The 25,777-nt window shown below is 39.1% G+C and carries 23 protein-coding genes; 10 read left to right on the top strand and 13 right to left on the bottom strand.

What is annotated here, in order from left to right:
• The first annotated feature begins 273 nt into the window (after positions 1 to 273).
• Positions 274 to 1,311, top strand: coding sequence for a leucine-rich repeat domain-containing protein (locus ACN0T8_RS10145; protein WP_417880507.1), 1,038 nt, complete (start codon positions 274 to 276; stop codon positions 1,309 to 1,311).
• Between the two features lie 120 nt (positions 1,312 to 1,431).
• Here the strand turns inward: ACN0T8_RS10145 and ACN0T8_RS10140 are convergent, their stop codons facing one another.
• Complete coding sequence (locus ACN0T8_RS10140; RefSeq protein ID WP_417880506.1) at positions 1,432 to 1,587, bottom strand: DUF4223 family protein; 156 nt, start codon at positions 1,585 to 1,587, stop codon at positions 1,432 to 1,434.
• A 495-nt stretch (positions 1,588 to 2,082) separates the two neighbouring features.
• Here ACN0T8_RS10140 and ACN0T8_RS10135 point away from each other — a divergent pair, with 495 nt between their 5' ends.
• From ACN0T8_RS10135 to fbpC, 6 genes are all read left to right on the top strand, one after another.
• A complete protein-coding gene (locus ACN0T8_RS10135) occupies positions 2,083 to 2,709 on the top strand; it encodes a response regulator (protein ID WP_417880505.1) in 627 nt (208 codons plus the stop codon).
• Between the two features lie 24 nt (positions 2,710 to 2,733).
• Entirely contained in the window at positions 2,734 to 4,350 is a 1,617-nt protein-coding gene (locus tag ACN0T8_RS10130) for an MASE1 domain-containing protein (protein WP_417880573.1), read from the top strand.
• Positions 4,351 to 4,437: 87 nt separating this feature from the next.
• Positions 4,438 to 5,751: an MFS transporter family glucose-6-phosphate receptor UhpC gene (uhpC, locus tag ACN0T8_RS10125; protein ID WP_417880504.1), complete on the top strand. Its 1,314-nt coding sequence runs from the start codon at positions 4,438 to 4,440 to the stop codon at positions 5,749 to 5,751.
• Positions 5,752 to 5,876: 125 nt separating this feature from the next.
• A complete protein-coding gene (locus tag ACN0T8_RS10120; protein ID WP_417880503.1) occupies positions 5,877 to 6,911 on the top strand; it encodes an ABC transporter substrate-binding protein in 1,035 nt (344 codons plus the stop codon).
• 172 nt (positions 6,912 to 7,083) lie between these two features.
• The gene (locus ACN0T8_RS10115) at positions 7,084 to 9,180 is read left to right on the top strand and encodes an ABC transporter permease (RefSeq protein ID WP_417880502.1); all 2,097 of its coding nucleotides are present in this window, start codon (positions 7,084 to 7,086) and stop codon (positions 9,178 to 9,180) included.
• An 18-nt stretch (positions 9,181 to 9,198) separates the two neighbouring features.
• Positions 9,199 to 10,272: a ferric ABC transporter ATP-binding protein gene (gene fbpC, locus ACN0T8_RS10110; RefSeq protein WP_417880501.1), complete on the top strand. Its 1,074-nt coding sequence runs from the start codon at positions 9,199 to 9,201 to the stop codon at positions 10,270 to 10,272.
• A gap of 112 nt (positions 10,273 to 10,384) precedes the next feature.
• Here the strand turns inward: fbpC and ACN0T8_RS10105 are convergent, their stop codons facing one another.
• The 4 genes from ACN0T8_RS10105 to ACN0T8_RS10090 form a co-directional block, all read right to left on the bottom strand.
• Complete coding sequence (locus tag ACN0T8_RS10105) at positions 10,385 to 11,455, bottom strand: SulP family inorganic anion transporter (protein ID WP_417880500.1); 1,071 nt, start codon at positions 11,453 to 11,455, stop codon at positions 10,385 to 10,387.
• A 100-nt stretch (positions 11,456 to 11,555) separates the two neighbouring features.
• Positions 11,556 to 11,966: a TIGR01244 family sulfur transferase gene (locus ACN0T8_RS10100; protein ID WP_417880499.1), complete on the bottom strand. Its 411-nt coding sequence runs from the start codon at positions 11,964 to 11,966 to the stop codon at positions 11,556 to 11,558.
• Positions 11,967 to 11,981: 15 nt separating this feature from the next.
• Positions 11,982 to 12,845, bottom strand: a complete 864-nt coding sequence (locus ACN0T8_RS10095) for an MBL fold metallo-hydrolase (RefSeq protein ID WP_417880498.1) — start codon at positions 12,843 to 12,845, stop codon at positions 11,982 to 11,984.
• A gap of 107 nt (positions 12,846 to 12,952) precedes the next feature.
• The gene (locus tag ACN0T8_RS10090) at positions 12,953 to 13,603 is read right to left on the bottom strand and encodes a peroxiredoxin (RefSeq protein ID WP_417880497.1); all 651 of its coding nucleotides are present in this window, start codon (positions 13,601 to 13,603) and stop codon (positions 12,953 to 12,955) included.
• A gap of 282 nt (positions 13,604 to 13,885) precedes the next feature.
• Between ACN0T8_RS10090 and ACN0T8_RS10085 the strand changes: the two genes are divergently transcribed.
• A complete protein-coding gene (locus ACN0T8_RS10085) occupies positions 13,886 to 14,611 on the top strand; it encodes an AraC family transcriptional regulator (protein ID WP_417880496.1) in 726 nt (241 codons plus the stop codon).
• 48 nt (positions 14,612 to 14,659) lie between these two features.
• Here the strand turns inward: ACN0T8_RS10085 and ACN0T8_RS10080 are convergent, their stop codons facing one another.
• Both ACN0T8_RS10080 and ACN0T8_RS10075 read right to left on the bottom strand, forming a co-directional pair.
• Positions 14,660 to 15,001: a carboxymuconolactone decarboxylase family protein gene (locus tag ACN0T8_RS10080; protein WP_417880495.1), complete on the bottom strand. Its 342-nt coding sequence runs from the start codon at positions 14,999 to 15,001 to the stop codon at positions 14,660 to 14,662.
• 31 nt (positions 15,002 to 15,032) lie between these two features.
• Positions 15,033 to 16,013 (bottom strand): SLAC1 anion channel family protein, encoded by a 981-nt coding sequence (locus tag ACN0T8_RS10075; RefSeq protein ID WP_417880494.1) that lies wholly within the window; start codon positions 16,011 to 16,013, stop codon positions 15,033 to 15,035.
• 211 nt (positions 16,014 to 16,224) lie between these two features.
• Here ACN0T8_RS10075 and ACN0T8_RS10070 point away from each other — a divergent pair, with 211 nt between their 5' ends.
• The gene (locus ACN0T8_RS10070; RefSeq protein WP_417880493.1) at positions 16,225 to 16,698 is read left to right on the top strand and encodes a Dps family protein; all 474 of its coding nucleotides are present in this window, start codon (positions 16,225 to 16,227) and stop codon (positions 16,696 to 16,698) included.
• A 142-nt stretch (positions 16,699 to 16,840) separates the two neighbouring features.
• On the opposite strand, the gene ACN0T8_RS10065 is transcribed toward ACN0T8_RS10070, so the two are convergent.
• Both ACN0T8_RS10065 and ACN0T8_RS10060 read right to left on the bottom strand, forming a co-directional pair.
• Positions 16,841 to 18,079 (bottom strand): ISL3 family transposase, encoded by a 1,239-nt coding sequence (locus ACN0T8_RS10065; protein ID WP_417880492.1) that lies wholly within the window; start codon positions 18,077 to 18,079, stop codon positions 16,841 to 16,843.
• 140 nt (positions 18,080 to 18,219) lie between these two features.
• A complete protein-coding gene (locus ACN0T8_RS10060; protein ID WP_417880491.1) occupies positions 18,220 to 19,617 on the bottom strand; it encodes an SLC13 family permease in 1,398 nt (465 codons plus the stop codon).
• Positions 19,618 to 19,740: 123 nt separating this feature from the next.
• Here ACN0T8_RS10060 and ACN0T8_RS10055 point away from each other — a divergent pair, with 123 nt between their 5' ends.
• Complete coding sequence (locus ACN0T8_RS10055) at positions 19,741 to 20,538, top strand: helix-turn-helix domain-containing protein (protein ID WP_417880490.1); 798 nt, start codon at positions 19,741 to 19,743, stop codon at positions 20,536 to 20,538.
• Positions 20,539 to 20,687: 149 nt separating this feature from the next.
• Here the strand turns inward: ACN0T8_RS10055 and ACN0T8_RS10050 are convergent, their stop codons facing one another.
• From ACN0T8_RS10050 to ACN0T8_RS10035, 4 genes are read right to left on the bottom strand one after another with little or no spacing between them, the layout of a single operon-like run.
• Positions 20,688 to 22,319 carry an FGGY-family carbohydrate kinase gene (locus tag ACN0T8_RS10050; RefSeq protein WP_417880489.1) on the bottom strand — a complete coding sequence of 544 codons (1,632 nt, stop codon included), beginning with the start codon at positions 22,317 to 22,319 and terminating at the stop codon, positions 20,688 to 20,690.
• An 11-nt stretch (positions 22,320 to 22,330) separates the two neighbouring features.
• On the bottom strand, positions 22,331 to 23,281 hold the full coding sequence (locus tag ACN0T8_RS10045) for an ABC transporter permease (RefSeq protein WP_417880488.1): 951 nt from the start codon (positions 23,279 to 23,281) through the stop codon (positions 22,331 to 22,333).
• Positions 23,281 to 24,276, bottom strand: a complete 996-nt coding sequence (locus ACN0T8_RS10040) for an ABC transporter permease (RefSeq protein ID WP_417880487.1) — start codon at positions 24,274 to 24,276, stop codon at positions 23,281 to 23,283. Before ACN0T8_RS10040 ends, ACN0T8_RS10045 begins: the two co-directional genes overlap by 1 nt.
• Positions 24,269 to 25,762, bottom strand: coding sequence for a sugar ABC transporter ATP-binding protein (locus ACN0T8_RS10035; protein WP_417880486.1), 1,494 nt, complete (start codon positions 25,760 to 25,762; stop codon positions 24,269 to 24,271). Before ACN0T8_RS10035 ends, ACN0T8_RS10040 begins: the two co-directional genes overlap by 8 nt.
• Between the last annotated feature and the right edge of the window lie 15 nt (positions 25,763 to 25,777).

Below are 25,777 nucleotides of genomic sequence, written 5' to 3'. Positions count from 1 at the left end.
ATTCTATCTCTATTCAATTTAACGTAGCATAAAGCTTGTTTTAACTTGCCCTTCGGGAGCTTCATCCAAACCTTTATGCCGCGTCAGATTGGTTTGAAAGGTGCTTACATTCCTTCGCCAATCTTCCTTGCCTAAAGAATTAGATGATAGCTCTGAATTCTGCATCTTGAAGTCACTTGGGTATAATTGTTATGTCAATTACTTTTGGTATAAAATAATGACTAACTTATTTATTATCATAAAGAATTATTCTTAGTATTTATAAGGTCAATTATGAAGTTTAGGGTGGTATTCTCTTTTTTAGTCGTTTTTTTAGTCTTAACGGGTTGTTCTAAATCGAGTGATTTTAAATTTAATTCAGATACTGGAACGATAACAGGGTATCTTTCTAGTGAGAAAAATGTGATTATTCCAAATTTTATTAACGGTGTTAAAGTCACGGCTATCGGTAATAATGCTTTTATAAATAAAGGAATAACCCATATTGTCATTGCTGACTCTGTGACGACTATTGGTGATGCTGCATTTGCCAACAACTCTTTAACAGAGCTTGTTATTCCGAATTCTGTTATCCATATTGGTGACACTGCATTTGCTAACAATACCTTAAAGAGCCTTGTTCTCCCGAATGAATTAATCAATATTAATCCCTGGGTATTTGCAAAAAATGCATTAACAAAAGTGAGTATTCCTGACTCTGTTGTGACTATTGGTAAAGGAGCATTTGCTAGTAACAAATTGACTGAGTTATCACTTCCTAACTCAGTGACAGCAGTGGGAGAGGCCGCTTTTGCAAGCAATGTTATTACTCATATTGATTTTTCTAACTCAATAACTGCTATTGATGATTGGACGTTTGCCAAAAATAAACTCAAAAGCTTAACGCTTCCTGATGGCGTAAAAAGAGTCGGTAAAGGAGCGTTTGCTTACAATCAGTTGCCAGCGACTACTTTAATGTTATCTGACGTGGATTTTGATAAAAATTCAGGTACTATTTTAAAATATCATGCAAATTATAAAAATATCATCATTCCTGAACAGCTAGATGGTGTGAAAGTAAAAGTCATTGATTCTAGTGCTTTTTCATTGAAAGGATTAACGCAATTAAAGCTACCTAATTCACTTAAGGTTATTGAAAGTGGTGCTTTTAGTGGTAACTATTTGATCGATTTGGTGGTGCCTAAATCTGTCATTCAAATAAATAATGAAGCTTTTAGTGGAAATCCATTAGTTAAGGTTGTTGTTCTTAATTCGTTAACTAAAGTAGAAAAGTTTGCGTTTGATGAACAAGTAAATATCACTTTAAAATAACAAATAAATCACTAAAAAAAGTTGCCATTTGGAAATGGCAACTTTTTATGCTGGCTTTTAAATGTATATTTGATATCTAAAAAATGTAATAATTTAAAAGCTAGGTAAAAATAATTTTACTTATTTATTATCACAAGCGCCAATAGCTGCAGGGATAGAAATCGCTGGGATAAGTAAGTAGTCTGTCGAGCAAGTTTTTGATGCATTGTAAGTCGTACCAGTACAACCAGCAAGAGCTAATAGAGCAACAGAAACAAGTGTTAATTTTAATTTCATCATAATTTCCTATATAGATATAAAGTATCGTCTTCTATGCTATCAAATATTCAACGATTTTCAAGGTAGTTGTCATTAATCTATTTACTTATGAAGAAATAAAGACAGAGGCGTTCATTTCAATCATAGTGAAGAACAAAACAACAGCGAAACCGACGGCAGGTTGGGTGTTTTTAAAATGTGATGGGGCCGACATACTTGAATTCGGTGGTCAGAGTTTTATAACCGGTGTTCAAGGGTATCAAATACGATGGCTGAAACTGTTGAGTAAGTTATACGAAGTATAGTGCTATAGCCAACCTTTAAACTCGACTCGTTTCTCTTACTCCAGAGCTATTCAAATCCATTAATTTCTACTTAGCCTCTAATATTTGGCATTTAATAGATGTCTATTATATTGATGTTCTGTATTTTACATTTAAGATTTATTGAACAATCCATGATAAGGATTGATAGGATAAAAATTATTCGTGCTTGTTAAGGAAGATTAGTGTTTTGATTACAATAGCGTTGATTGATGACCACATCATGGTTCGGTCTGGCTTTGCACAGCTTTTATCTTTAGAAGAAGATATTGTTGTGCATAGTGAGCATGATAACGCGCGTGATGCCTACCGTATGCTCTCTGTATCTTCAATTGATGTTGCTGTCATTGATATTTCTATGCCAGATGAAAGTGGTTTAGTACTACTGGAAAGGCTTCGGAAAGTTAACCCCGATTTTAAAGCGATTGTCCTTTCTATTTATGATTCAGCTTCTTTTGTCAGTAAAGCTTTAGACGCTGGTGCTAGTGGTTATTTATCGAAACGATGTGGGCCGAATGAATTGGTTAAAGCCATTAGGGTAGTAGCAAGTGGCAATAGATATTTATGTGCTGATGCTTTGGTTAACCTTAGTAACGCTTCTGGCATTCCTTCCGTTCTTGAATCTTTAACAAAGCGTGAGCGAGAGGTGTTTGAATATATCATTCAAGGAAAAGATACTAAAGAAATCGGCTCCCAATTATCAATAAGCCATAAGACAATTCATGTACACAGAGCGAACATACTCAATAAGCTTGGCCTATCCAATAATGTTGATTTGATCCGTTTTGCTATTACGCATCATTTGCTGGTTGATTAAATTTATCGAGTGTTCATGATGTTGATGTTTACTTCTAATAAAAAAAACTCACCACTCACATCCTCCATTCCATCTTGTTTCAGTTATGCATTTTCATGCGTTTTCTATTCCATATGTTGGTTTTGTTTATGGAATATCAGCCGATATATCACGTCAGATTTTTTATTAGCAGGCTTGCTCTTGCCTACGGGGTTAAAGCTGGCAATGCTTACTTTATCCCCTAGACGTTTATGGCTGGGGATGACGATGTGTGAAATGCTTTTGATTGGTTCCGTGGGCTATCTATTAGAAATAAGTGGGCATGAATATGTTTTATTACTTTTCTCTTTGATTGGTTATTGGGTGGCCATTTTATTTCAAAGATTTTGGGTGCTCTTAAAGGATTATTGGCAACGATTATTGGCTTTGACTGGATTCACGCTTGCCTATGGGATGATATGTGGATTGAGTATTCTTTTACTGATAAAGCCACTAAACATTGACTTGTATTATGTTGCTGAAGTTACCGTTTCGACGATTACTGGTGGGGTATTGTTAACGCCTTTTTTGTTCTTACTTTATGATTATTTATATCAACAAATTTGGTCTCCACTTTCTCCAACACTGATCCATCAAGAAGTGACACTGAGACCTTCTGCATTTTTATGGTCTTTATTTTTCTTTAGCTTTGGGCTTATCGCCGAGCTTTTTTTTATTGAAGAATTTCAACCGATTGTTTTGCTCATATTACTTTTGCCTAATATTTTTATGGCTTACAAATATGGTTGGCAAGGTGGGGTGCTCGCCAGTGTCATAAACAGTATTTTGCTGACGACAGGTAGACAAGTTATAGGCTCATTTGAAAGCGAAATGGAACTTCAAAGTTTTATTACCACTCAAGCTTTAGTCGGTTTAGGGTTGGGGATTGCTATTAGTCGACAGTATTTATTGTCGCAACGCTTAATCGCAACAAACAACAAGTTAGAGAGTGAGTTGGCAAGTAAAAAACAACTGGCTTGCCAATTGGTGACGGTAGAAGAGCAAATCAGAAAATCAGTCGCACGTGAGCTTCATGATGAGATTGGGCAAAATATTACGGCGATTCAAATTCAATCTATGCTTTCAGGACGCTTAGCGAAAGATGAAAAAGAGCAGCATATTGCCGAGACGATCAATCAGCTCGCGATGCGTATACACCTTTCCACTCGGCAATTATTAACTCAGCTTCGACCTCAAGTATTAGATGAATTAGGGTTAAAAAATGCCATTCATCAATTAGCCCATGAAATGAGTTTTTCTGACAGGAATATCGAATGCCAGTTCAAGATTGGTCCTTACACTGATAAGCTCGATGATATCACTTCTGTCACGGTTTACCGTATTGTTCAAGAACTCTTAAATAATGTAAGTAAGCATGCGGATGCTTCAAAGGTCCAATTAACTATTTTTTCAGGAAGTATGTTTTATCTTGAATTATATGATAACGGCCTTGGGTTATCTCATGGATGGAAATCCAAAGGACAAGGGCTGCTTGGTATCGAAGAAAGGATCCATGCACTAGGAGGAGAATTGACGATAGATTCTGCTAGTGAAAGTACGCCTAAAGGTACTCGTATAATTGTTAACTTGCCCACAAAAACATTCAAAAAACAATCAATCTAAGAAAATTTCCTAGTCATTTATAACTTTGTCTCATTCATTTCTTGTCACAACCGACTATCATTTTTTTATCCAAACGAGAGTGTTGATATGGCGTTTTTTAATGTAACCCCAGTAGCGTCCAAGGTTGAGGCATCTAAAGTAGACGAGACTTATCAGTATTGGCGTGTACACCTAATGCTCTCGATGTATTTAGGTTATGGCGTATTTTATTTTACGCGTAAAAGTCTCAATTTTGCCATGCCAGCGATGCTAGAAGATTTGGGGTTAGCGCATTCAGATTTTGGTTTATTAGGAACACTTTTTTATATCATTTACGGTCTTTCTAAGTTTGTATCGGGGATTGTGAGCGATCAATCTAAACCAAGTTATTTTATGGGCTTGGGGTTGATTGCCACTGGGATCATTAATGTCTTATTTGGTCTGAGCTCTTCGTTGATGGCCTTTGTGATGCTTTGGGCATTAAATGCTTTTTTTCAAGGTTGGGGCTGGCCTCCTTGTGCAAAGCTATTGACCAGTTGGTACTCAAGAAGTGAGAGGGGCTTTTGGTGGTCTCTTTGGAATACATGCCAGAATGTGAGTGGGGCATTAATCCCAATTAGTATTGGCTTTATTTCGGTTACTTATGGTTGGCGATATGGATTTATTGTACCGGGGATAGGTGCAATGGTCGTCGGTCTTTATTTATGTTTTCGCATTACAGATAAACCCATCACGCTTGGGCTTCCTCCGGTGGGTGAGTGGAAAAAAGATGCTTTAGAACAGCATCAAGAAGCGGAAGGAAAGGGGCTGAACTTTTCTGAAATTTTAAAAGTTTATGTCTTGGGTAACAAATATATTTGGTTATTGTGTGGTTCTTATTTATTGGTGTATATCGTTCGGATCGCTATCAATGATTGGGGGAACTTATATCTCACTGAGAGGCACCATTATGATTTGTTTTCTGCTAATACCGCGGTAGCGATGTTCGAGGTCGGGGGCTTTTTAGGATCTTTATTTGGAGGATGGGGCTCTGATCGGTTTTTTCGAGGAAATCGCGCACCAATGAATTTAATTTTCTCTTTGGGCATTTTTATTTCAGTTATGGCTCTTTGGTTGACGCCTATAAACAATTTAGTGGTTTTATCATCTTGTTTTTTTTGTATTGGATTTTTTATTTTTGGACCACAAATGATGATCGGAATGGCGGCTGCAGAATGTTCTCATAAAGACGCAGCAGGCTCGGCAACAGGATTTGTTGGTATATTTGGATATATTGGTGCTGCTTTGGCGAGTTATCCATTGTCTATCATTATTGAACAATTTAGCTGGGAAGGTTTCTTTGGAGTGATTTCTCTTTCTTCGGCATTGATTGGATTATTGATTTTACCTTTTTTAAAGGCACAACAACGAAATACATTTTAAATTAACTATTTATTTTTTCGTTGTTTTATTTATTTCTATATTAGTAATAAATTTCGCAGTGATGTGAAAAAGTGCAACGTACCCTACAAAGACGTTGTGTAATAAATATAAAAAGAGGAAATAAGATGAAAAAAGGACTACGTCTAAAATTACTCGCTAGCTGTATTTTAAGTACGACATTTGCGGCTCCTCAAGCTTTGGCTGAAGGAAGATTGGTTGTTTATTGTAGTGCGACTAATGCTATGTGTGAAGCGGAAACCAAAGCGTTTTCGGATAAATATGATGTAAAAACATCGTTTGTTCGAAATGGCTCAGGAAGCACCTTAGCTAAAATTGAAGCTGAGAAAAATAACCCTCGTGCTGACGTATGGTATGGAGGAACACTCGATCCACAATCTCAAGCAGGGGAAATGGATTTATTGCAGCCTTATAAGTCGCCTCAGCTTGAGTTTGTAATGGATAATTTTAAGGACCCAGCAAAGCGTAAAGGTAATTATTCTTCGGCTGTTTATATGGGGATCCTTGGATTTGGTGTGAATACTAAACGCCTTGAAGAAAAAGGGGTTCCAATTCCTCGTTGTTGGAGTGATTTGGTTAAGCCTGAATATAAAGGTGAGATTCAAATTGCTGATCCACAAAGTTCTGGTACTGCATATACTGCACTAGCAACGTTTATTCAATTGTGGGGCGAAGACAAAGCTTTTGAGTTCTTTAAATCTTTAGATACAAATATCTCACAATACACCAAATCAGGAGTCACCCCATCACGTAATGCGGCTAGAGGTGAAATTGCTATTGGGGTTGGCTTTTTACATGATTACTCATTGGAGCAATCAAAAGGTGCACCATTAGAGTTAATATCGCCTTGTGAAGGGACCGGTTATGAAATTGGTGGTGTGAGTATTATTAAAGGTGCTCGAAATATCGATAATGCAAAATTATTTGTTGATTGGGTTATGTCGAAAGAAGGACAGGAACTGGCTTGGAAGAAAGGGAAATCATTCCAAATTTTGACCAATACGCACGCTGAACAATCTCCTAATGCATTAGATCCTACAAAATTAAAATTAATTAATTACGATATGGATACTTATGGTTCATCTGATGAACGTAAGCGATTAATTAATAAGTGGGTCGAAGTGGTAAAAATGGGAGAATAAACGTCTGATTGCTTTTTAGGGTATGAATCATTCTTATGAGGTTCATACCCTAACTTCCTAATTAAATTTAAATGATGACTTTTAAGTTAAAGCTTAAGAGTGAATTCACACACCCCAAATTTAGGTATGTGATAACGATTTAAATGGTTTACTTATTGTTTTGGTGCAAAAGATGAATGAATTAATAGCAGATAAACAACGAAGGGAAAATGATGGCATAAAAAAAGTCGATCCTATTTTTTATTGGATCTTCACATTATTATGCGCATTTGTATTATTACCTTCTTTCTCTTTAGATTACGGTCTATTTGAATCAACATCCGACGAGTTCTATGAAGCGATGGGATGGAGTGGGTACAATATTTCATGGTGGTGGTTTTTACTGCCTGCGGTGTTACTGATAAGGCCAATTGCACCGAAAAATAAACATGCTAAATTTCGACATTATTTTGATATTAGCTATTCAGCTTTATGCATGTTATTTGTCGTGGTGAGTTCTTTTTATACTCATCAAGGTTTAGGCTATTCGACCATTGCACTTTTCATTACACTGAGTGTCGTCATGACATTCGCCTTTTCTCGCTTAGAGTTTCTAGGTGGAGATAGTTTTGTTATTGGTGCTTTGATCACGATAATTTTATTAATTTCTGTTTTTATTATTTTTCCAAGTATCGCTATTTTTGTTCCGATGTTTAAAGATGACATGGGCAATTTTGTTGCTTGGCAATTTCTTGAAATTCTGGGTCGTTCTCAAATCATTCAGATTATCTGGAACTCTGTTTTTCTTGGCGTCTCGGTTGGGATCGGGGCCACTTTCTTTGGTTTAATTTTTGCAATTTATACGACTCGTATTGCCATTCGTTCCGCTTTTATTGCCCGTATTTTTTCAATATTACCTATCGTCACGCCTCCATTTGTTGTCGGGTTGGGAGTGACCTTAATGTTAGGTCGTTCTGGTTATATTACTGAAATCATGGCGGATTGGTTTGGCTTGGAGCAAACCAATTGGTTATATGGGTTTACAGGGATTTGGTTAGCCCAAGTGCTCGCTTTTGCACCTATGTCATTTATGATTTTGGATGGTGCAATGAAATCTCTTCATCCTTCTTTAGAAGAAGCTTCTTACACATTACGTGCTAATCGATATCAAACATTTTTTAAGATCGTCATGCCGTTATTAAAGCCTGCTTTAGCAAATAGTTTCTTGATTATTTTTGTTCAATCTTTGGCTGACTTTAGTAATCCATTAGTTCTTGGTGGTAGTTTCGATGTGTTGGCGACTCAGATCTATTTCTACATTGCGGGAGCTCAGTTAGATTACGCCTCTGCCAGTACTCTTGGTGGTGTTTTGCTCCTCTTTTCATTAGCGATTTTTGTTATTCAATACTTATGGATAGGCAAGCGTTCTTACGTGACGATTTCAGGTAAATCGTATCGTGGAGATGTCCAAGCATTACCAACTTTATTAAAACATACGGTATCGGGTTTACTGTATTTTTGGATGGCATTTAATATCTTGCTTTATGGCAGCATTATCTTTGGTAGCTTTACGGTTAATTGGGGGGTTGATTACAGCCTAACATTGAAAAACTATATCCATCTCTTTGGTATGGGTATGAGTGAAGGGGCATGGCCATCTTTGATCACAACAATGATTTATGCTGGTGTTGCCGCGCCACTCACGGCCTTTTTTGGCCTACTTATCGCTTATATTGTGGTACGCCAGCAGTTTTATGGGAAGAAGGTGATTGAGTTTTCTACCATGCTTTGTTTTGCCGTACCAGGAACGGTGGCGGGGGTTTCCTACATACTTGCTTTTAATGATGCTCCTATTTATTTAACAGGGACGGCAGCTATTGTTGTGATTTCAATGGTCATGCGTAATGTACCAGTCGGGATCCGCGCTGGAATTGCAGGTCTTGGACAATTAGATAAATCATTAGATGAGGCTTCATTAAGCTTAAGGGCAAACTCATTTAAAACGATTAAAAATATTCTTCTACCGCTATTGAGACCCGCCATTCTTTCTACGCTGATTTATAGCTTCGTAAGGGCGATGACAACGGTAAGTGCCATTATTTTCTTAGTGACCCCAGAAACTCGAGTTGCTACCTCATATATCTTAAACCGAGTGGAAGATGGGGAATATGGGATAGCTATTGCTTACGGGACAATTTTGATTGTGGTCATGCTGTCTATTATTTTGATATTTGATTATATGGTAGGGGAAGCTCGAATTTCCCGTTCAAAAGCTAAGAACCAAGAATAAGAGATTGGAGATATAAACATGAAAAATGAAAACTTTGTCGTTCTGAAGAATATCTGCAAGCGCTTTGGAGATAAAACGGTCATTGGCAATTTGGATCTGGAAATTAAAAAAGGAAGTTTAGTGACTCTACTTGGGCCTTCTGGATGCGGTAAAACCACGGTACTTCGTTTAGTCGCAGGATTAGAAAAACCTACTAGTGGCCAGATTTATATTGATGGCGAAGATGTTACCAGTACCTCAATACAACAACGTGATATTTGTATGGTGTTTCAATCTTACGCTTTATTTCCTCACTTATCTTTACATGACAATGTGGGATATGGCCTAAAAATGATAGGATTAGGAAAAGATGAAATTAAACAGCGTGTTGATGAAGCATTAAAGTTAGTTGATCTGGAAGGATTTGGTGAGCGATATGTTGATCAGATATCAGGCGGTCAACAACAACGTGTCGCATTAGCTAGGGCGTTAGTATTAAAACCAAAAGTGCTGCTATTTGATGAGCCTTTAAGCAATCTAGATGCAAATTTACGTCGAAGCATGAGAGAAACTATTAGGGAATTACAGCAACGATTTAATATTACTTCGTTATATGTGACTCACGATCAATCTGAGGCATTTGCTGTTTCCGATACTGTGATTGTGATGAAAGATGGTGAAATTATGCAAGCGGGCTCACCAACAGAGCTCTATAAACATCCTGCATCTATGTTTATGGCAAACTTTATGGGGGAAGCGAATATCTTTGATGGTGAGTATGACGGTCAAAACCTCATTATTAATGGGTATAAAATTCCTGCAGATGATGAAACAACGTTAAACTTCCCTGCAGGCCAGTATCAAATTGGTGTTCGGCCTGAAGCCATTTTATTAAGTTCTAATGGTGAAGAGTGTCAACAATGTAAAATTGATAACATTACTTATATGGGCTCAATGTATGAAGTGGTTGTGAAATGGCACGATAAAGAGTTGTTATTGCAGCTCAATTCATCTCATTTTGATCCTGAGAGTGTGGATCATTTGTATTTAAGTATTAATCCTGTAGGTTTGTTTTTACTGCCACCTAATGCAGAGTCGTTTTCTAAAAAATAACCTGAGAGAAAAAGGCTCATTAGAATTTCCCCTTCCTCTAGTTTTCATTAGGGAAGGGGAATCTATTTATTCGCAAAATTCGTCCATCACACCTTTATAGAGTCGCAATAAATTAGTGATTAAAAATTGAATGGTCTAAATCAGCCATAGCTTCATACTGACTCACATATACCTTACCTTTAAAGCGTTCAAAGAAGTTTGACTTATGAATGTTATCCATGACCGGGCCTTTAACTTCTGATAAATGCAGTTGAATATTAGATTCGTTCAGACGGTCGTGAATTAACATCAAGCTTTCCAGTGCACTGGCATCGACCATGTTTACTCCAGATAACATTAATACCAAATCTTGGGTTTGTGGGTATTGTTCCAGATATTCCGGTATCTGATCTTCCAGATAGCGAGCATTGGCAAAATATAAGCTTTCGTCAATTCGTAGGCTGAGGACTGTTTTACTTTGGATGACATTAAAGCGTAGGATATTGCGAAAATGTTGGGTTCCCTCAATTAAACCAACCACTGCAATATGTGGGCGACTGGTTCGCCAGAGAAATAGCGCCAGAGAGGTAGTTAGCCCCGCCAGTTCTGAAGAAAGTCCTAGTTTGATTAAATGGGGTCGGAGGCTTTTGCGTGCGTAAATCAGGGCAATCAAGCAGGATACGCCAATCAACAAGGTATAGAAATTAGTTTGGGGCAACGCAAGGATCAAATTGGTCAGACGTTGAATTACATTTTCCCCGTGTAGTGGTACGCCAAGAATATGTTTAAATTGTCCGATAGAGATAGGAATACCCGAGGCCGTCATAAAGCCAGAAAGCACCGGATGGCTTAAAAAAGTGGTCAGAAACCCTAGTCTTAGTACCGACATCAGAAATAGCACGATACCGGAAAGAAATGCTAAGGTTGCTGCTGCCGTGATATAGCCTTGGTTCCCCATTTCAAACAGCGGAGCAACGGCTTCTGCGGTCATTAGCGAGATAACTGCGACTGGACCAACGGCCAGTGTTTTACTGGTACCAAGCAGTGTATAAGCGATAAGAGGGAGGATGCTGGCGTACAGACCAACAACAGGTGGTAGTCCTGCGACCATCGCGTATGCAAGGCTTTGTGGAATTAGCATCAAAGTGACGATAATAGTAGCTAAGCCATCTTTCGTAGCATCATGACGCGAATAATTAGGCAACCAAGATGATATCGGCAGCTATTTCAACCAGGAATTTTTCATGCCTTGGTTATCCTAAGCAAGTAAATTTAGTTATACCAATCGAATGAATGAGATTGGATTAATCGGGTTGCTTAACCCAACTCAGGTCAAAACCCATTTTGGCGGCTTGGGCAATACGTTGATCAAATGAACCCAATTCGTCGCTACCCATCGACCAGAGTGCACTGCAACGTGTTCCCGTACGGCAAAAAGCAAAAATAGGCTTAGGAGCCTGTGCAAAGAATTGAGCAAACTGTTTCCTCTGTTCTTGAGTAATATTTCCAGAGGTCACTGGCAGGTGAAAATAAGTTAAGCCCTGTTCTTCAGCTAGCCGTTCAATTTCGCGATTCAAAGGCTGACCATTATCCTCCCCGTCCGGACGGTTGTTGATGATCGACTTAAACCCCATCTCCGCTAGAGGTGCTACGTCGTTGGGAAGAATTTGTGAAGAAACGGTCATTGAATCCGTTAAATAAATTGGCTTCAGCATAACAGCAACTCCGTTTTAGACTTTATTCAATGGTATTTTGAAATAGCGTACACCATTATCTTCTTCTGGTGGTAATTCTCCGGCTCGCATATTGACCTGAACCGAAGGAAAAATCAGAGTCGGCATATTTAGTGTGGCATCACGCCCTTCACGCATTTCAACAAATTGTTGCTCGGAAATATCTTGTTTAATATGAATATTGTGTAGGCGCTCATCACCAATTGTAGTTTCAAACATATACTCTTTGCGGTTTGGTGCTTTGTAGTCATGACACAGAAAGACGCGTGTTTCATCAGGTAGAGCGAACAATTTGTGAATTGAGTTATAGAGGGTCGCTGCATCTCCTCCAGGAAAATCGCAACGTGCGGTGCCGTAATCGGGCATGAATAAGGTGTCGCCGACAAATACGCTGTTACCAATAACGTAAGCCATACAGGCAGGAGTATGGCCTGGAGTATGGATTGCGTATCCTTCAATATTACCAAGAGTAAAGCTTTCCTGATCGGAAAACAGATGATCAAACTGGCTTCCGTCCATTGAAAAATCACTTCCAGCATTAAACAGTTTGCCAAATGTATTCTGTACCACTGTAATTTTGCTACCAATACCCAATTTTCCACCAAGTTTCTGTTTGATATAGGGGGCTGCGCTTAGATGATCCGCATGGACATGGGTTTCAAGAATCCACTCTACTTGTAATCCGCTGTCCACAACAAACTCAATGAGTTTATCGGCCGTTTCGTATGAAATTCTGCCTGATGCCGGATCATAGTCGAGCACTGAATCAATCACAGCACATTGTTGGCTAGTAGAGTCAACGACAACATAGCTGTAGGTGAAGGTTTTTGGATCGAAAAACTCGTAAACGTTGGGAGTCATATTCCCTCCTTTTTTATAAAATAGTGAGTTTCTCAAGGTTAAAATAACGGGAACCGAGAGGCACCCGTTCACAACAAACTCAGTTGAACGTTATTAAGGTATGCGGATTACAGCGTTTTTTTACTGAAGTACCAATCAACGTAATTGTAACCTTGATCTTTACGTATGTCGGCTTCTTGAGCGGTTGCAGGTGGTGGAACAATCACTTCATCACCTGGCGTCCAACTCTCCGGAGTTGCACACACGTTTGCATCAGTCGTTTGTAGTGCTTTAACCAGGCGCAGAATTTCTGCAACTGAACGGCCGTTGCTCATTGGGTAATACAACATCGCACGTAGTACACCTTCAGGATCGATAACGAAAGTGGCACGAACTGCAGAGGTATCACTTGCTCCTGGCTGAACCATGCCGTAAGCGCCTGCGACTTTCATATTCAGGTCAGCGATAATCGGGAAGTTAATTTCAACACCAAAGTTATCTTTAATGCTACGAGCCCATGCGATGTGTGCATGAACACCATCAATAGATAGACCCATCAATTCGCAATTGAGTGCTTTAAAGTTATCATTAGCCTTCGCAAAAGCCATAAATTCCGTTGTACATACTGGTGTAAAATCGGCTGGATGAGAAAATAGTACAAGCCATTTTCCTTTATAATCTTCTAGCTTTAATGTTCCGTGTGTTGTTTTCGCGTTGAATGTTGGTGCTGGTTTGTTTAACTGTGGCATTGTTACAAGTTGGTTTTCATGTTCGTACATAGGTCACCCTTCTATCATTTTCCAATCAATTAGTTATCATCAGTTCAGTTATCACTGGCTACTGAAAAAGTTACGGTCTAGTCTGATCTAATATTTGCTTTAGGAACAAAGCGGACTTATTTGACTCACTGTATATTGTTGAATAATCGACCTACCATACTTAGAGTATACAATTCACATTGACATAAAACTCACTAATAAATGACAAGAAACTATCCCAACACGACAAACATTCAGCCAAGCACTAAGGCATATATCCTTGATAGTACAAAGCCCGTGCTTATGGAAAAAAGACAACTAGAAGCAGGTACTGGTGTTCCTGAACACCAACATCCTAGAGGACAGTTTATATGGGCTAAGTCTGGTACTTTCAGCATCCTTAGTAGTAACAAAGTATGGATAGTACCTACATCATGCGGGATATGGATTCCGAGTAATGTCTTTCATGAGCTATCCAGTGACACAAACACAGTGTTGTTGAGTTTATATGTCGATCCTTTTTATGAAGTTCTTTCGGGAAATGAGCAAGCCGTTGTAATGAAACTTAGTAGTTTATTGAAAGATGTTATGGAAAGGCTTGTGAGTGAGACTACCAATCAAAACTACAGTCGGTTATTGGGGCTTGTGGTGTTAGAAGAGTTATCTTCTTTAGAGCAAACGACTTATTGGATGCCATCTGGGACAGACCCTCGTCTAAAAAAATTACTAAGTTTACTGATTAACGAGTTTTCTTTTAATCATCAACTGTGCTCCCTTGCTTTTAAGGTTGGAGCAAGTCCGCGTACGATAGAAAGACTCTTTGTCAAAGAGACAGGACTGACGTTTAGAGCATGGAAAAGTCGGTATAAGTTGATTCTGGCGCGGGATCTTATAGAACAAGGAATGACAAGCAAAGCCGCCGCACATGAAGTCGGCTACAAGAGTATTCCGAGCTTCATTAGAGAATTTAGCAAATTTTTTGGTGTCCCTCCTCAGCAATGTGTCGAGTCTACTTCCAATGATGGTTAACAAAATGTATCCGTCCTACTTATATTTGAGTAGAGCGGATACAATTGATTAGCGGCTAAACTCGTCCACAGCAGCTAACGCTTGTGTTCCATAAATTACAGCAGGGCCACCTCCCATCAAAATCGCTACATTGATGGTCTCAATCAGTTCTTCTCTGGAAGCTCCAGCTTTAACGGCTGCTTCAACGTGGGAACCGATACAGCCATCACAACGAACACTGATGGCAATCGCAACGGCAATAAGCTCTTTATACTTGGTCTCCATAGCACCAGAAGCAAAAGCCGCTTTGTGAAGACTTAAAAAAGCGTTAAGTGTATCCGGGCTCTCTTTTCGAAAAGCGGAACCTAACTTGCGTTGTTGTTGATTAATATCTGTATAACTTTTATTCATAACTTTACCTCACTTGTATATTTGAATTGACTTACTCTGGCTTGCAGATTGCACCGGTTTTTATGGCTTTGAATGTATTAAGTGAAAGCCACAGAATGAGAAGGGTCAAGCATCCTAATACTGCTATACCCATGTAAAAGTATGCAGGGGAATGAGCGAGCTCAGCATATCTAAAGAGCGCGACATTAAAAGTTGCGACCGGAAATGAAAAAGCCCAGGATGAAAGATAAAACCCAACTTTTCGAAATTGATTGATATTGAGCAGCAGTAAAATAGCGGTGAATAGTGCAACAGAGACAAGTATTCTGGAAAAGTCAGTCAGTTCTGGCACGAGTGAGCTATAGGATACAAAGCCAATAGATGGTGGCGCTAACAAGATAAACAGCATAGGTTTAAAAGGTGTTGGCAGAGCTGCATGAAAAATTAAACGGTTGGTAATGATGGTTAGTAGCACCATCCAAAAAACAATACCAACGCCAAAAAAGAACCAACTTACTTCGATATATCCTAATTGAGCACCGGTGATTGGAGCAATTATGTTACCAACAACCGGAATAAACCAACTCGGATTAGCGTGTTCAAGTTGATAGTGATCGTGGTGTATCCAGCTATGCATGATCAGTAAAGTTAACGATAGCTGAACGATCGCGCCAAAACCCCATAAGCAATAGGAATATGATTCAAACCTATGCCAAACGACAGAAAGGAGTAATAGGCTGATTGAGAAGGCTGCAAAGAAATTAATCTTAATTGGGTGTTTTGTTTCTGCAATCACTGCATTGGGGTAGCGAACGAGTTTTAATAAATAAAGGCCACTCACCAACAACATAACGATACTTGCTAAAGCACTGGTGAATGTTGTTATCACAGGAAAGGAGGTCCCCAAAGCTTTTTGCCATGCGATTGCAAATCCACTTAGACCCATAACAATAGAGAACATTGACATAGGGAAATGTATTAATCGGCTTTCTACTTTTGCAGAGGATGAGTGATTTATGGATAAATTGTTCATATCAAGCCTTTTCAGTTAGTCGCTTTTTCCATTAGTTGAATCTAATATACTCTTATCTAATTGACGTTTTTAGTTAAAAATATGACAAGATGTATTCCTAATGCGACAAGCGGTGTTTTAACCAAACGAACTGTTATAGAGTGGTTGTTGTAGCCTCTATAGAATTTTCTATACTTATGTGCTGGATATTTTAATCAATCAAGGAGTCACTATGGATACTATCGATATAGGAATAAATGAAGCTGACCGTATTGCGGTTGCTGAAGGCCTGAAGCGTTTGTTAGCAGACTCTTATACTCTTTATCTGCAAACTCACAATTTTCACTGGAACGTGACTGGGCGACAGTTTCGCGATCTTCATTTGATGTTTGAAGAGCATTACACAGAGCTTGCAACCGCTGTCGATGATGTCGCGGAACGTATTCGTTCATTGAATATTGTCGCTCCAGGTACATATAAATCGTTAGCGGCATTAAGCTCTATTGAAGAAGTGGAAGATATCCCACCTGCAATGGAGATGGTAAAAATCCTTACGCAAAGTCATGAACAAGTGATCAGAACTTGTCGTGAGATATTAAAAACGGCTCAGGATGCTGATGATGAATCTTCTGCGGCCCTGATTTCAGACCGAATGCGCGTGCATGAAAAAACGGCATGGATGTTAAGGGCTATGCTGGTCGCATAAAAACACAGATAAATCCTAAGCGTGCACGTGCAGTGTGTAAGAACTAGAGATGTTAGTAAGCCGCTAATTAGAGCCTGACCATGTCAATGTGATCAGGCTCTTTTTTTATAATTTTTTGATTCTATAAGGGGCTCTTCTCCGTTTAGGTGAGCTTGATATTTGGGTAAAAAGTTGAGTGAGTATCTGGAACTGATGTTTGTCTGATCTTCAATTTGAAGTAATCTATATCTTTCACACCTCTTGCTCTTCTTCTAAGTAAGCCAATTGAGACATTACCTGCTTCTACCCGAGCATTAGTCAGCTTGTATTTCCCGTAGTTACATATCCCCACTTTTCGTTCCAATAAAGCATCGGCAAAGTTACTTAACGAAAGTACTCTGGTCGATTTGGCAAGACGACACCAAGCTTCAAGAGCTGCTACCATTGTCTCGTAATCGGGTTCATCCCATATCGCTTGTAGCTGCTCTTTGAGCATGTAAACAATGCATAAAGTCTTGTTGCTCTCGAGTAAGTCATCGAGTCTGTCAGATTGTCTATCATCCAATTTGTGAGAGTTTTTCAGTAGGAGGAAAAGCGTTCCTTTTAGCAATTTTTTCTCCTCGTGAGAGCCATTTTTAAACGCTTTTGCTCTCTCTTTTTTAATTAAGATGCAGTAGTTCTGCATGACATGAAATCGGTCAAAAACAATATCTGCATGTGGAAGCATTTTCCTAACTGCCGACTGGTAAGACTGTCCCATATCCATTGACACTGCTTTGATTCCTGATTTGGTCTCTTCTGATAACTGCTCAAAGAAGGAAATCAAAACTTCTGCTTTTCGGCCATGTTCAACCCAAATCAAATGCCCAGAGACGAGGTCATAAACAACCGTCATATAATCATGTCTCTTGGCTCTGGCAACTTCATCGACGCCAATATGAATGAGGTTATTCAGTTTCTCTGGGTCTAACGCTGGCAAGCTTGAACGCAAGTATTCTCTATCGATGTTTTTTACGGTTTCCCAGCGAATTCCTAAATGTTGAGAGACGGCATGTATGCTCATATGGCGGCATAAGCCACTGATGAACTTGCAAAAGCGAGCGGTATAACGACCGCCTTTAGCCACATATTCAGTCTCTTCAATCAACCGTCTTCCTTCTTTGTCTCGTGTTTTAGCCAGTTCGACTTCAATCGTGCATGGCCGTCCACTCACAGGTAAATCTTGAAGACGTCTTTTAACGTAGTGATCGACGGTGCAAGAAGTACCTGATATTGGCTCTTTGACCTTATACCTCCGGTCTCGACGACAGCGAACGAATACTGCTTGGGAGACGTCTTCTACTGAACAAGATTCAACACATTGGCCTTTAAAGCTAAATAACGAGGAAGATAAAGATGACAAAATAGGCTACTGACTTATATTTAAAATAAGCATTATAAATCATGTGATTATGATGAATTAGCCTTTACTTACAGACTCATGAAAGCGGAGAAGAGCCTATAAGGTATGAGTGGTAGGTGGTGATTAGTGGGAGCTTGTTATTAATTTATCCAACCTAGTAGTTGCCACCATAGAAAATCTAAAGGCATCAACACGACAACAGTAATAGCCGTCAACGGTAGGGTAACTTTTAATAGCTTAGAGAGAGGCTCGTTTGATAATTGCATTGCGACGACTAGTGGGCCCACTTGATATGGGAAAATTACGGTCGAAAAGCCAATGACTTGAGTCATGATGACGGCCGGTAGAGAGAACCCGGTTATTTGAGCGAAATCTCCTGCCATAGGTGTTAATACCGTTGGCACGCCTGGAATTGTTGCGATTAATCCTGTGAGCGTTGAAATGATAGACAGAGCCATGAAGCTTAGGAATGAGTTGTCTTGATCTGCTGGAAGCATGTGCCCAAATAGCTGACCTAATGTTGAGCCAATGCCGGATTCATTAACCAGTGCTCCTAGCCCTAAGGCACCTGCAACGAAAATCACTGTGGCAAAATCAACGGAGCTATTAAATGCTTTTGGTTCTACCACCCCCCATTTAGGTAACAGGAGAATAATCGCGGTTACTAAACCTACCCAGGCGGGGTTGATACCGTGAATGCTATCCGTTATCCAGAATAACAATGTGATAGCAAGCAAAATACCGACTTTCTTCTGCATCTTTTGGTCGGAAATGACACTTTCGTTGTTGGTGTCTTTAGTCATTAACGGAGCTGAAATTTCGTCAGGGAAAATACGTAATACCAACCAAATAACGACCAAAGATTTAACGATACCTAATATGGGAAAGTGAAGCAGCAAATATTCGGTGTAACCAAAGGTAATATTAAAAAGGTTTTCACTTGAACCCGCTAAGATCATGTTTGGAATATTGGCAGGTAATATTGCAAAACTAGGCATATTGCACGAAATAGTGAGGGCTGTAGCAATGCCTATTCGACCATTACTGCCATTTTTAAGCCCAATGGTGTCCGCTAATGCCATGCCGATAGGAATTAAAACCACCGCTCTACCTACCGAAGAAGGCATGATAAACCCTAGCATCATGGCACTGAAGACCAAACCGGTGATAAGTCGCGGATAACTGACCGTTAAGTAGGGAGAAATCAGTGTTGCAAGCTTTTGACCCAACCCAGATTTGGAAATTGCTGTGCCAATAATGAATCCCGAAATGATGAGCCATACAGCGGTAGAACCAAAACCTGCGAATAGTATTGATGGTGATATCAAACCTAATATCGTGACTAAAGCAAAGAAAATCAAACTAGCCAAAAAAGGCGGAACGAACCCTGAGCTCCAAAAAACGAGGGTCACTAAGATAATAGCGGCACTTCGAGAAAATATTTCGGAGTGACCTAAAAGTGGATAAATACTAATAACAAGTGCAAATACCAAAGTGATAATTACAGCGACTGACTTTATATTTAGTCGGCTGACCATATATTTTTTCTCCTGAACTTTGATAATAATTAGGTTCTGTTAATCTAAAAGATCAACTGGGTATAGATATATTGTTGAGTTGTTTCTAAAATACCTTTTTTTGATACGTTTTAACGAGACAGGATGTCAAAACATATTCCTAACACGACAATGTTATCGCCTAGTGATGTTGCTTTTATTTTAGACCCAGCTCAACCTGTGCTAACCCACAGTCGTAGTATGGTTGCAGAGTCTGCTATTGAGCCGCATACCCATCCCAGAGGACAACTCCTTTGGGGCAGTAAAGGCATTTTGCGCGTAGCCAGTGAAAAAGCTATTTGGGTTGTTCCATCTACGCATGCTGTATGGATCCCGGGAGGCCATGCTCATCAGGTCAGTAATGAAACGGCTACGCAAACCCGTAATCTATATGTTGATCCCTCGTTTTGTGTTCGTCAGAACTCTGAGAAAGTCGTCATGTTGAAGATGAGTTCATTAATGCGAGAGGTCATACTCAGGCTTACAGAAAGTTCAAGTTCTTTGACAAAAGAAAGGGTGCATAACTTAGGTTTGGTTGCTCTTGATGAACTTGAATCTTTGGAAGCATTGGAACTCTATATGCCATCAGGACATGATCCTCGTCTGCAACGTTTGATCCGTATTATTGTTAATCAACCTGAGCAATCTCTATTGCTTGAACAATTGGCAAGTCAGGTAGGGGCAAGTGTCCGTACTATTGAAAGGTTGTTTAAAGCTGAAACGGGATTGACATTCCGCCAATGGCGTAGCCGTTTTCGTTTGATGAATTCATTGGAGAAGATTTCTCAGGGATATAACACGACCTTGGTTGCACATGACCTAGGTTATAGTAGCGTGAGCAGTTTTATCTCTTCTTTTAAAAAATTGTTTGGTTGTACACCTAAGGAATATGCACAAAGGTAATTCTTTTATTTTATTCCATTTCTATCTTACTGATAACGCTGCTGGTTAACTTATATAGCGAAAGGTTTTGTCAGTTTCGTACTAAAAAGTCCTGATTTTTAAAATATAAGAATCAGGACGATTAAGACAATAAATGGTATCCCTTACCTTTATTCTTTCATGGTAGATCTATATTTCATGTCATCTTCATACATCATATGAAAAACTTTGTACTTTCTATTATAGAAACGTTTCATCTTTTCTGTTTGTGGCATAACTACTTTGCTAATGCGGCTCATCGCACTCATTGCATCCGGAATATCGCTATGAAAGCCTGCAGCAACTGAACCTAACATTGCTGAACCTAATAATACGGCTTCGCTTTCTTCTGGTAACAATATGGTACAACCTGTCGCGTTTGCGTGTTCTTGTAGGAATATTGGGTTTTTGGTTCCTCCTCCACAAGCCATGATGGTATCGATGGCATAACCTGCTTGATTCATTGCATCAATGATATGTCGCGTGCCTAGTGCGATGCCTTGTATGGTGGATAAATATTGTAATGCCATGTCATCGAATGTTTGTGACATTGTTAAACCTGTAATGGTGCCAGTTAAGTGCGGATTCGCCCTTGGAGAACGGTTTCCATGAAAATAGGGAAGGATGTGCATATCTTGCGTGAGATAAGCAATCTTTTCATGTGTTCCTGCGAGCTTTAATAACTTTTCATTGAGTAATTGATAAATCGTTTTATTTTGACTTTTGGCTAACTCTATCGCTTCTGAATAAAGAGGGTGCGAGCTTATCATATGGTCGATTAAAGCACCTGTTGCTGATTGTCCCCCCTCATTCAGCCAATAATTAGGGATCATTGCACTGTAATACGCACCCCATACGCCATCTATAAATTTAGCACTTTTTGAGACGGCCATATGACATGATGAGGTTCCACCAATTAAAGCTAAACGCTTATTGAAGTCTGCTTTTTCTCCTGTGATACCGGTGGCGCCTAATACACCAATCCCGCCGGCATGTGCATCAATGATTGAGGTACCAACTGCTGTCCCAGCAATCAACCCTAAATCATCAGCCGCATGAGGCGTTAAGCCATCACCAACAGGATGACCCATAGGAAGAATGGTATTACCTATGGTTTGTGCATTATTTTCTAATAAATCATTTAGGCCAATTTGTTTTAAAAAGTGTTTATCCCATTTATTTTCATGTCCTACGTAAGTCCATTTACATACTGTTGAACATAACGAACGACTTGCAGTGTGAGTGGCTTTCCATGTTAAAAAATCTGGTAAATCAAAAAAGTAACCTGCTTTAGACCAGGTGTTTGGCATGTTTTGTTTTAACCAAAGTAGTTTAGGCATTTGCATTTCTGGTGATATTCGGTTTCCAACGTAGGCTAATACAGGATGCTGAGTCTCATTAATACGTTCAGTTTGTCTGATGGCTCTGTGATCCATCCACATGATCACATTTTGTTCGCTTCTACCTTTCGGGCTGACCGTAATAGGCGTGCCATCCTTATCTAGTACTACTAATGAGCAGGTCGCATCAAAACCAATGCCTTTGATTTGGATCGGATCAATATTGGTTTGCGCTAATGCATCCTTAACTGACATACAAACAGCGTTCCATATATTATCTGATGACTGCTCGACAAAATTATCTTGTGGTTTAAAAATAAGAATATTACGTTTCGCTTCACTGATTTTTCTGCCTAAGGTATCGAAAATACCAGCTCTTGCACTACCGCTGCCTACATCCACTCCGATAAAGTAAATACTCATATTACTCTCCCTTAAGCTTTATTCTTTTGTAAGAAAATAAATAAAATTAAAATACCGCCCCATAGAGCCATAGTGAGATAACTGCTGATCCCGAGTAGATTGAAACCACTTTCTAATGTTTGTAGAACAACGAGTGCCAGAGTAATACCAATGATCCGGCCAAAACCACCATCCGGGTTTACTCCACCTAATACAGAAGCGAGAATAGCGATTAAAAGATACGATTCTCCGTAACCTGCTTTGGCAGAATTGAATTTCGCCATCATCAAAATTGCAGCAACCCAGCAAAGTATGGAAGAAAGGATATAGACATAAATTGTAGCTTTTTGTGTATCTATACCAGAAAAGCGAGTGGCTTTTTCATTCGATCCCATCAAATAAATGATTCGACCAAGACTGGTATGCTCGAGTATGGTCCACAAACCAATGGCAAGCGTAATAAATAAAACCATTGGAATTGGGATCCCGAAAATAGTGCCATTACCTATTATTAATAAAAAATCTGGGAAGCCTGAGATCACACTACCGCCAGAGATTAATACATTTAAACCATTCATTAATGTCATGGTTCCTAAGGTGGCTAAAATAGGGGAGACCCCAACATACGCGATTAAAGCACCATTGATTATCCCAATAAAAACTGCAGCGAATAGGCCAACCAGTAAAGCGAGCAGAAGTATCATTCCACTATCTGTCTGGGTTGATAGAATGCTAGCCATGATCAAACCACAAGCATTCGTCGTAGCGATGATCGATAAGTTAATTCCTCCAGTGAGCATACAAACAGCCATAGCAAGCGCTAACAAGCCAAGCAAAGGCATCTGTGAAGCCATTGATTGCCAATTATCAATGGAGAAAAAAGAAGCACCTACGGTACTGCCCATGGTAATAATTATGCCCAGTAAAATGATCAACAAATAACGAATGTTTTTATCGATAGGCGACTTCAAGATATTAATCATTAGCATTCTCCTACTTGATTGGCTTGTTTCTTTTCATTGATTGCCGTCATGCTGATACTCACAATAATAATTAAGCCAGTCACTACAGTATGCCAATAGGAAGGAACGCCAAGGATGGTTAACCCATTTTTTAAAATCGCCAAAAGGATCACCCCTAAAATAACGCCAAGGAGTGTACCTTTCCCTCCTGTCATACTGGCACCACCGAGTACAACAGCTGCTAATACTGTCAGTTCAAACCCCATTAAAGCGTTGGGTGCAACTGATTGTGTGATTTGTGTTTGAACGACGGAAGCAATACCAGCTAATGCCCCCATATAGCCGTAAGCAAATAAATTGATCCCTAATAAACTAATCCCGATTCGACTTGCAGCATCAGCGTTACCACCGACAGCATAAATTTGTCTTCCTAGACGTGTTTTTTTCATTAAAAATGAAGTCATAGTGATCACTGCAATTAACATTAAGATTGGGAGTGAAAATCCATAATCATAACCATCACTGCCTGTAAAAGTGAGTAATTCAACGCCATTCATAAACCAATCTGGAAAACCGTATAACCAGTTGCCATCTGTGACATAAATTAATAGACCAAAGAATATATTTAATGTTGAGATAGTAATGATGATAGAGGGCACTTTTAGGCGATAAACGAGTAGAGCGTTGATTAAACCAAGTAGCGCACCAACAACTGATGCGATGGTGAATGCAATGATGAAGTTACCGCCTATATTCAATAGGTAAGTTGCTGTCACATATTGTGCAATTGCAGCGGTTGCTGGGAATGAAATATCAATACCGCCTGAAATTAATACGACAAACAACCCACATGCCATGATACCGAGTAGTGCAGAACTCGTCGTCATATCAAAAATATTACCGAGAGTTAAAAAGTCTTCAGTTACAATACCGAGTAGTAAGACGATGATCGCAATGATGAAAAATAAATAAAATTCATGATGCTTTGTGAGTGAACGAATAGATAAGTTAAGCATTGACTGCCTCCATTATTACTTGTTCAGAAGAATGAGTAGGCAAAAATTCATGTGTAAAACGACCTTCTTTCATCACAATAATACGATGACTATTATGGTAAACCTCTGGAATTTCATCGCTGATTAAAATAATAGCCATCCCTTGTTTTGCTAATTCTTGCACAATGTTATAAATCGCTTCTTTGTTGGCTACGTCTACACCAACAGTTGGAGAGTCAAGGATCAATATATCTGGATTGACCGCTATCCATTTTGCAATCGAGATGCGTTGTGCATTACCACCAGATAAACTTGTCACGGGTAAATTAGGATCGGACACTTTAATGGATAAGGAAGAGATAAGTTTATTGACTAATTCTTTCGCCTTAGCATGGTTAAATAACCCGGATGCTTTTTTTAGTTTTTTTAATATCGCAGAAGTAATATTGTCATTAATAGGTTGTTCCATTACGAGGCCGGTTGTCATTCGGTCTTCTGATACATAACCAATCCCATGAGAAATTGCTTGGCGATTAGAATTAAAGGTTACTTTTTTAGTGTTAATGTATATTTCACCACTGTCAGGCTGAGTCATTCCAAATAAAGCTAAGCACAGTTCGGTTCTGCCTGATCCAAGAAGCCCAGTAATAGAAAGTATTTCGCCTGAACGTACAGAGAAGGAAATATCATAAAATTGAGCATGTTTATTGAGATTTTTTACTTCTAATTTTATGTCGCCATGCACCGTATTGGCTGGGAGTGGATTAAACGTAAAGCGTTGACCTGTCATCAAATAAGCCAGCTCGTCACTATCTACATCTTCCACATTATAAGTACCGACAGTTTCACCATCTCTTATCACGGTGATCCTATCGGATATTTCCATAACTTCATCTAACTTATGACTTACAAATACAATAGTTACACCTTTAGATTTTAAATCGGCAACGACTTTGATGAGGTGATTTACTTCTGTTCTAGTCAAAGAAGCTGTTGGTTCATCCATGATCATAAGTTTTGCGTCAGATGCCATTGCTCGACAAATGGCTACAAGCTGACATTCTGCAATAGATAAATCTTCAACATTCTTATGTAAGGGTAAACTCACACCGACTTTATTCATGGCAGTGACAGCAATGTTTTCCATTGTCTTTTTATTGACCAGTCCTTTCGCCCAATGGATGTGATCATGAATGGCGATGTTTTCAGCAACGGTCAAGTTTGGAAACAGTGATAAGTCTTGATAAATGACTTGTATACCATGCTCTATCGATTGCTGTGGGGTGAGTCGTGAATAGGTTTGACCATTTAATTCTATGGATGCCCCTTTTTCCGGAGCATGAACACCTGAAATCACTTTAAATAATGTGCTTTTTCCGCACCCATTTTTTCCGGCTAAGCAATGAACTTCACCCTTGTTAAACGTTAGATTTATATTTGAGAGTGCTTTGACGGAACCAAAATGTTTTGAAATTTGTTTTAATGTAATAAAGGGGATATTAGACATGAAAATTTCCCAAAA

The organism is Vibrio sp. (assembly GCF_048266485.1).
GTDB lineage: Bacteria > Pseudomonadota > Gammaproteobacteria > Enterobacterales > Vibrionaceae > Vibrio.
This window is presented reverse-complemented; position numbering and strand designations above follow the sequence as displayed.

What these genes read in the sequence shown, in the direction of transcription:
- ACN0T8_RS10145 (WP_417880507.1), top strand. Translation starts at nt 274, where the DNA reads ATGAAGTTTAGGGTGGTATTCTCTTTTTTAGTCGTTTTTTTAGTCTTA.
- ACN0T8_RS10140 (WP_417880506.1), bottom strand. Translation starts at nt 1,587, where the DNA reads ATGAAATTAAAATTAACACTTGTTTCTGTTGCTCTATTAGCTCTTGCT.
- ACN0T8_RS10130 (WP_417880573.1), top strand. Translation starts at nt 2,734, where the DNA reads ATGTTTACTTCTAATAAAAAAAACTCACCACTCACATCCTCCATTCCA.
- uhpC (WP_417880504.1), top strand. Translation starts at nt 4,438, where the DNA reads ATGGCGTTTTTTAATGTAACCCCAGTAGCGTCCAAGGTTGAGGCATCT.
- ACN0T8_RS10120 (WP_417880503.1), top strand. Translation starts at nt 5,877, where the DNA reads ATGAAAAAAGGACTACGTCTAAAATTACTCGCTAGCTGTATTTTAAGT.
- ACN0T8_RS10115 (WP_417880502.1), top strand. Translation starts at nt 7,084, where the DNA reads ATGAATGAATTAATAGCAGATAAACAACGAAGGGAAAATGATGGCATA.
- fbpC (WP_417880501.1), top strand. Translation starts at nt 9,199, where the DNA reads ATGAAAAATGAAAACTTTGTCGTTCTGAAGAATATCTGCAAGCGCTTT.
- ACN0T8_RS10100 (WP_417880499.1), bottom strand. Translation starts at nt 11,966, where the DNA reads ATGCTGAAGCCAATTTATTTAACGGATTCAATGACCGTTTCTTCACAA.
- ACN0T8_RS10095 (WP_417880498.1), bottom strand. Translation starts at nt 12,845, where the DNA reads ATGACTCCCAACGTTTACGAGTTTTTCGATCCAAAAACCTTCACCTAC.
- ACN0T8_RS10090 (WP_417880497.1), bottom strand. Translation starts at nt 13,603, where the DNA reads ATGTACGAACATGAAAACCAACTTGTAACAATGCCACAGTTAAACAAA.
- ACN0T8_RS10085 (WP_417880496.1), top strand. Translation starts at nt 13,886, where the DNA reads ATGGAAAAAAGACAACTAGAAGCAGGTACTGGTGTTCCTGAACACCAA.
- ACN0T8_RS10080 (WP_417880495.1), bottom strand. Translation starts at nt 15,001, where the DNA reads ATGAATAAAAGTTATACAGATATTAATCAACAACAACGCAAGTTAGGT.
- ACN0T8_RS10075 (WP_417880494.1), bottom strand. Translation starts at nt 16,013, where the DNA reads ATGAACAATTTATCCATAAATCACTCATCCTCTGCAAAAGTAGAAAGC.
- ACN0T8_RS10070 (WP_417880493.1), top strand. Translation starts at nt 16,225, where the DNA reads ATGGATACTATCGATATAGGAATAAATGAAGCTGACCGTATTGCGGTT.
- ACN0T8_RS10060 (WP_417880491.1), bottom strand. Translation starts at nt 19,617, where the DNA reads ATGGTCAGCCGACTAAATATAAAGTCAGTCGCTGTAATTATCACTTTG.
- ACN0T8_RS10055 (WP_417880490.1), top strand. Translation starts at nt 19,741, where the DNA reads ATGTCAAAACATATTCCTAACACGACAATGTTATCGCCTAGTGATGTT.
- ACN0T8_RS10050 (WP_417880489.1), bottom strand. Translation starts at nt 22,319, where the DNA reads ATGAGTATTTACTTTATCGGAGTGGATGTAGGCAGCGGTAGTGCAAGA.
- ACN0T8_RS10045 (WP_417880488.1), bottom strand. Translation starts at nt 23,281, where the DNA reads ATGATTAATATCTTGAAGTCGCCTATCGATAAAAACATTCGTTATTTG.
- ACN0T8_RS10040 (WP_417880487.1), bottom strand. Translation starts at nt 24,276, where the DNA reads ATGCTTAACTTATCTATTCGTTCACTCACAAAGCATCATGAATTTTAT.
- ACN0T8_RS10035 (WP_417880486.1), bottom strand. Translation starts at nt 25,762, where the DNA reads ATGTCTAATATCCCCTTTATTACATTAAAACAAATTTCAAAACATTTT.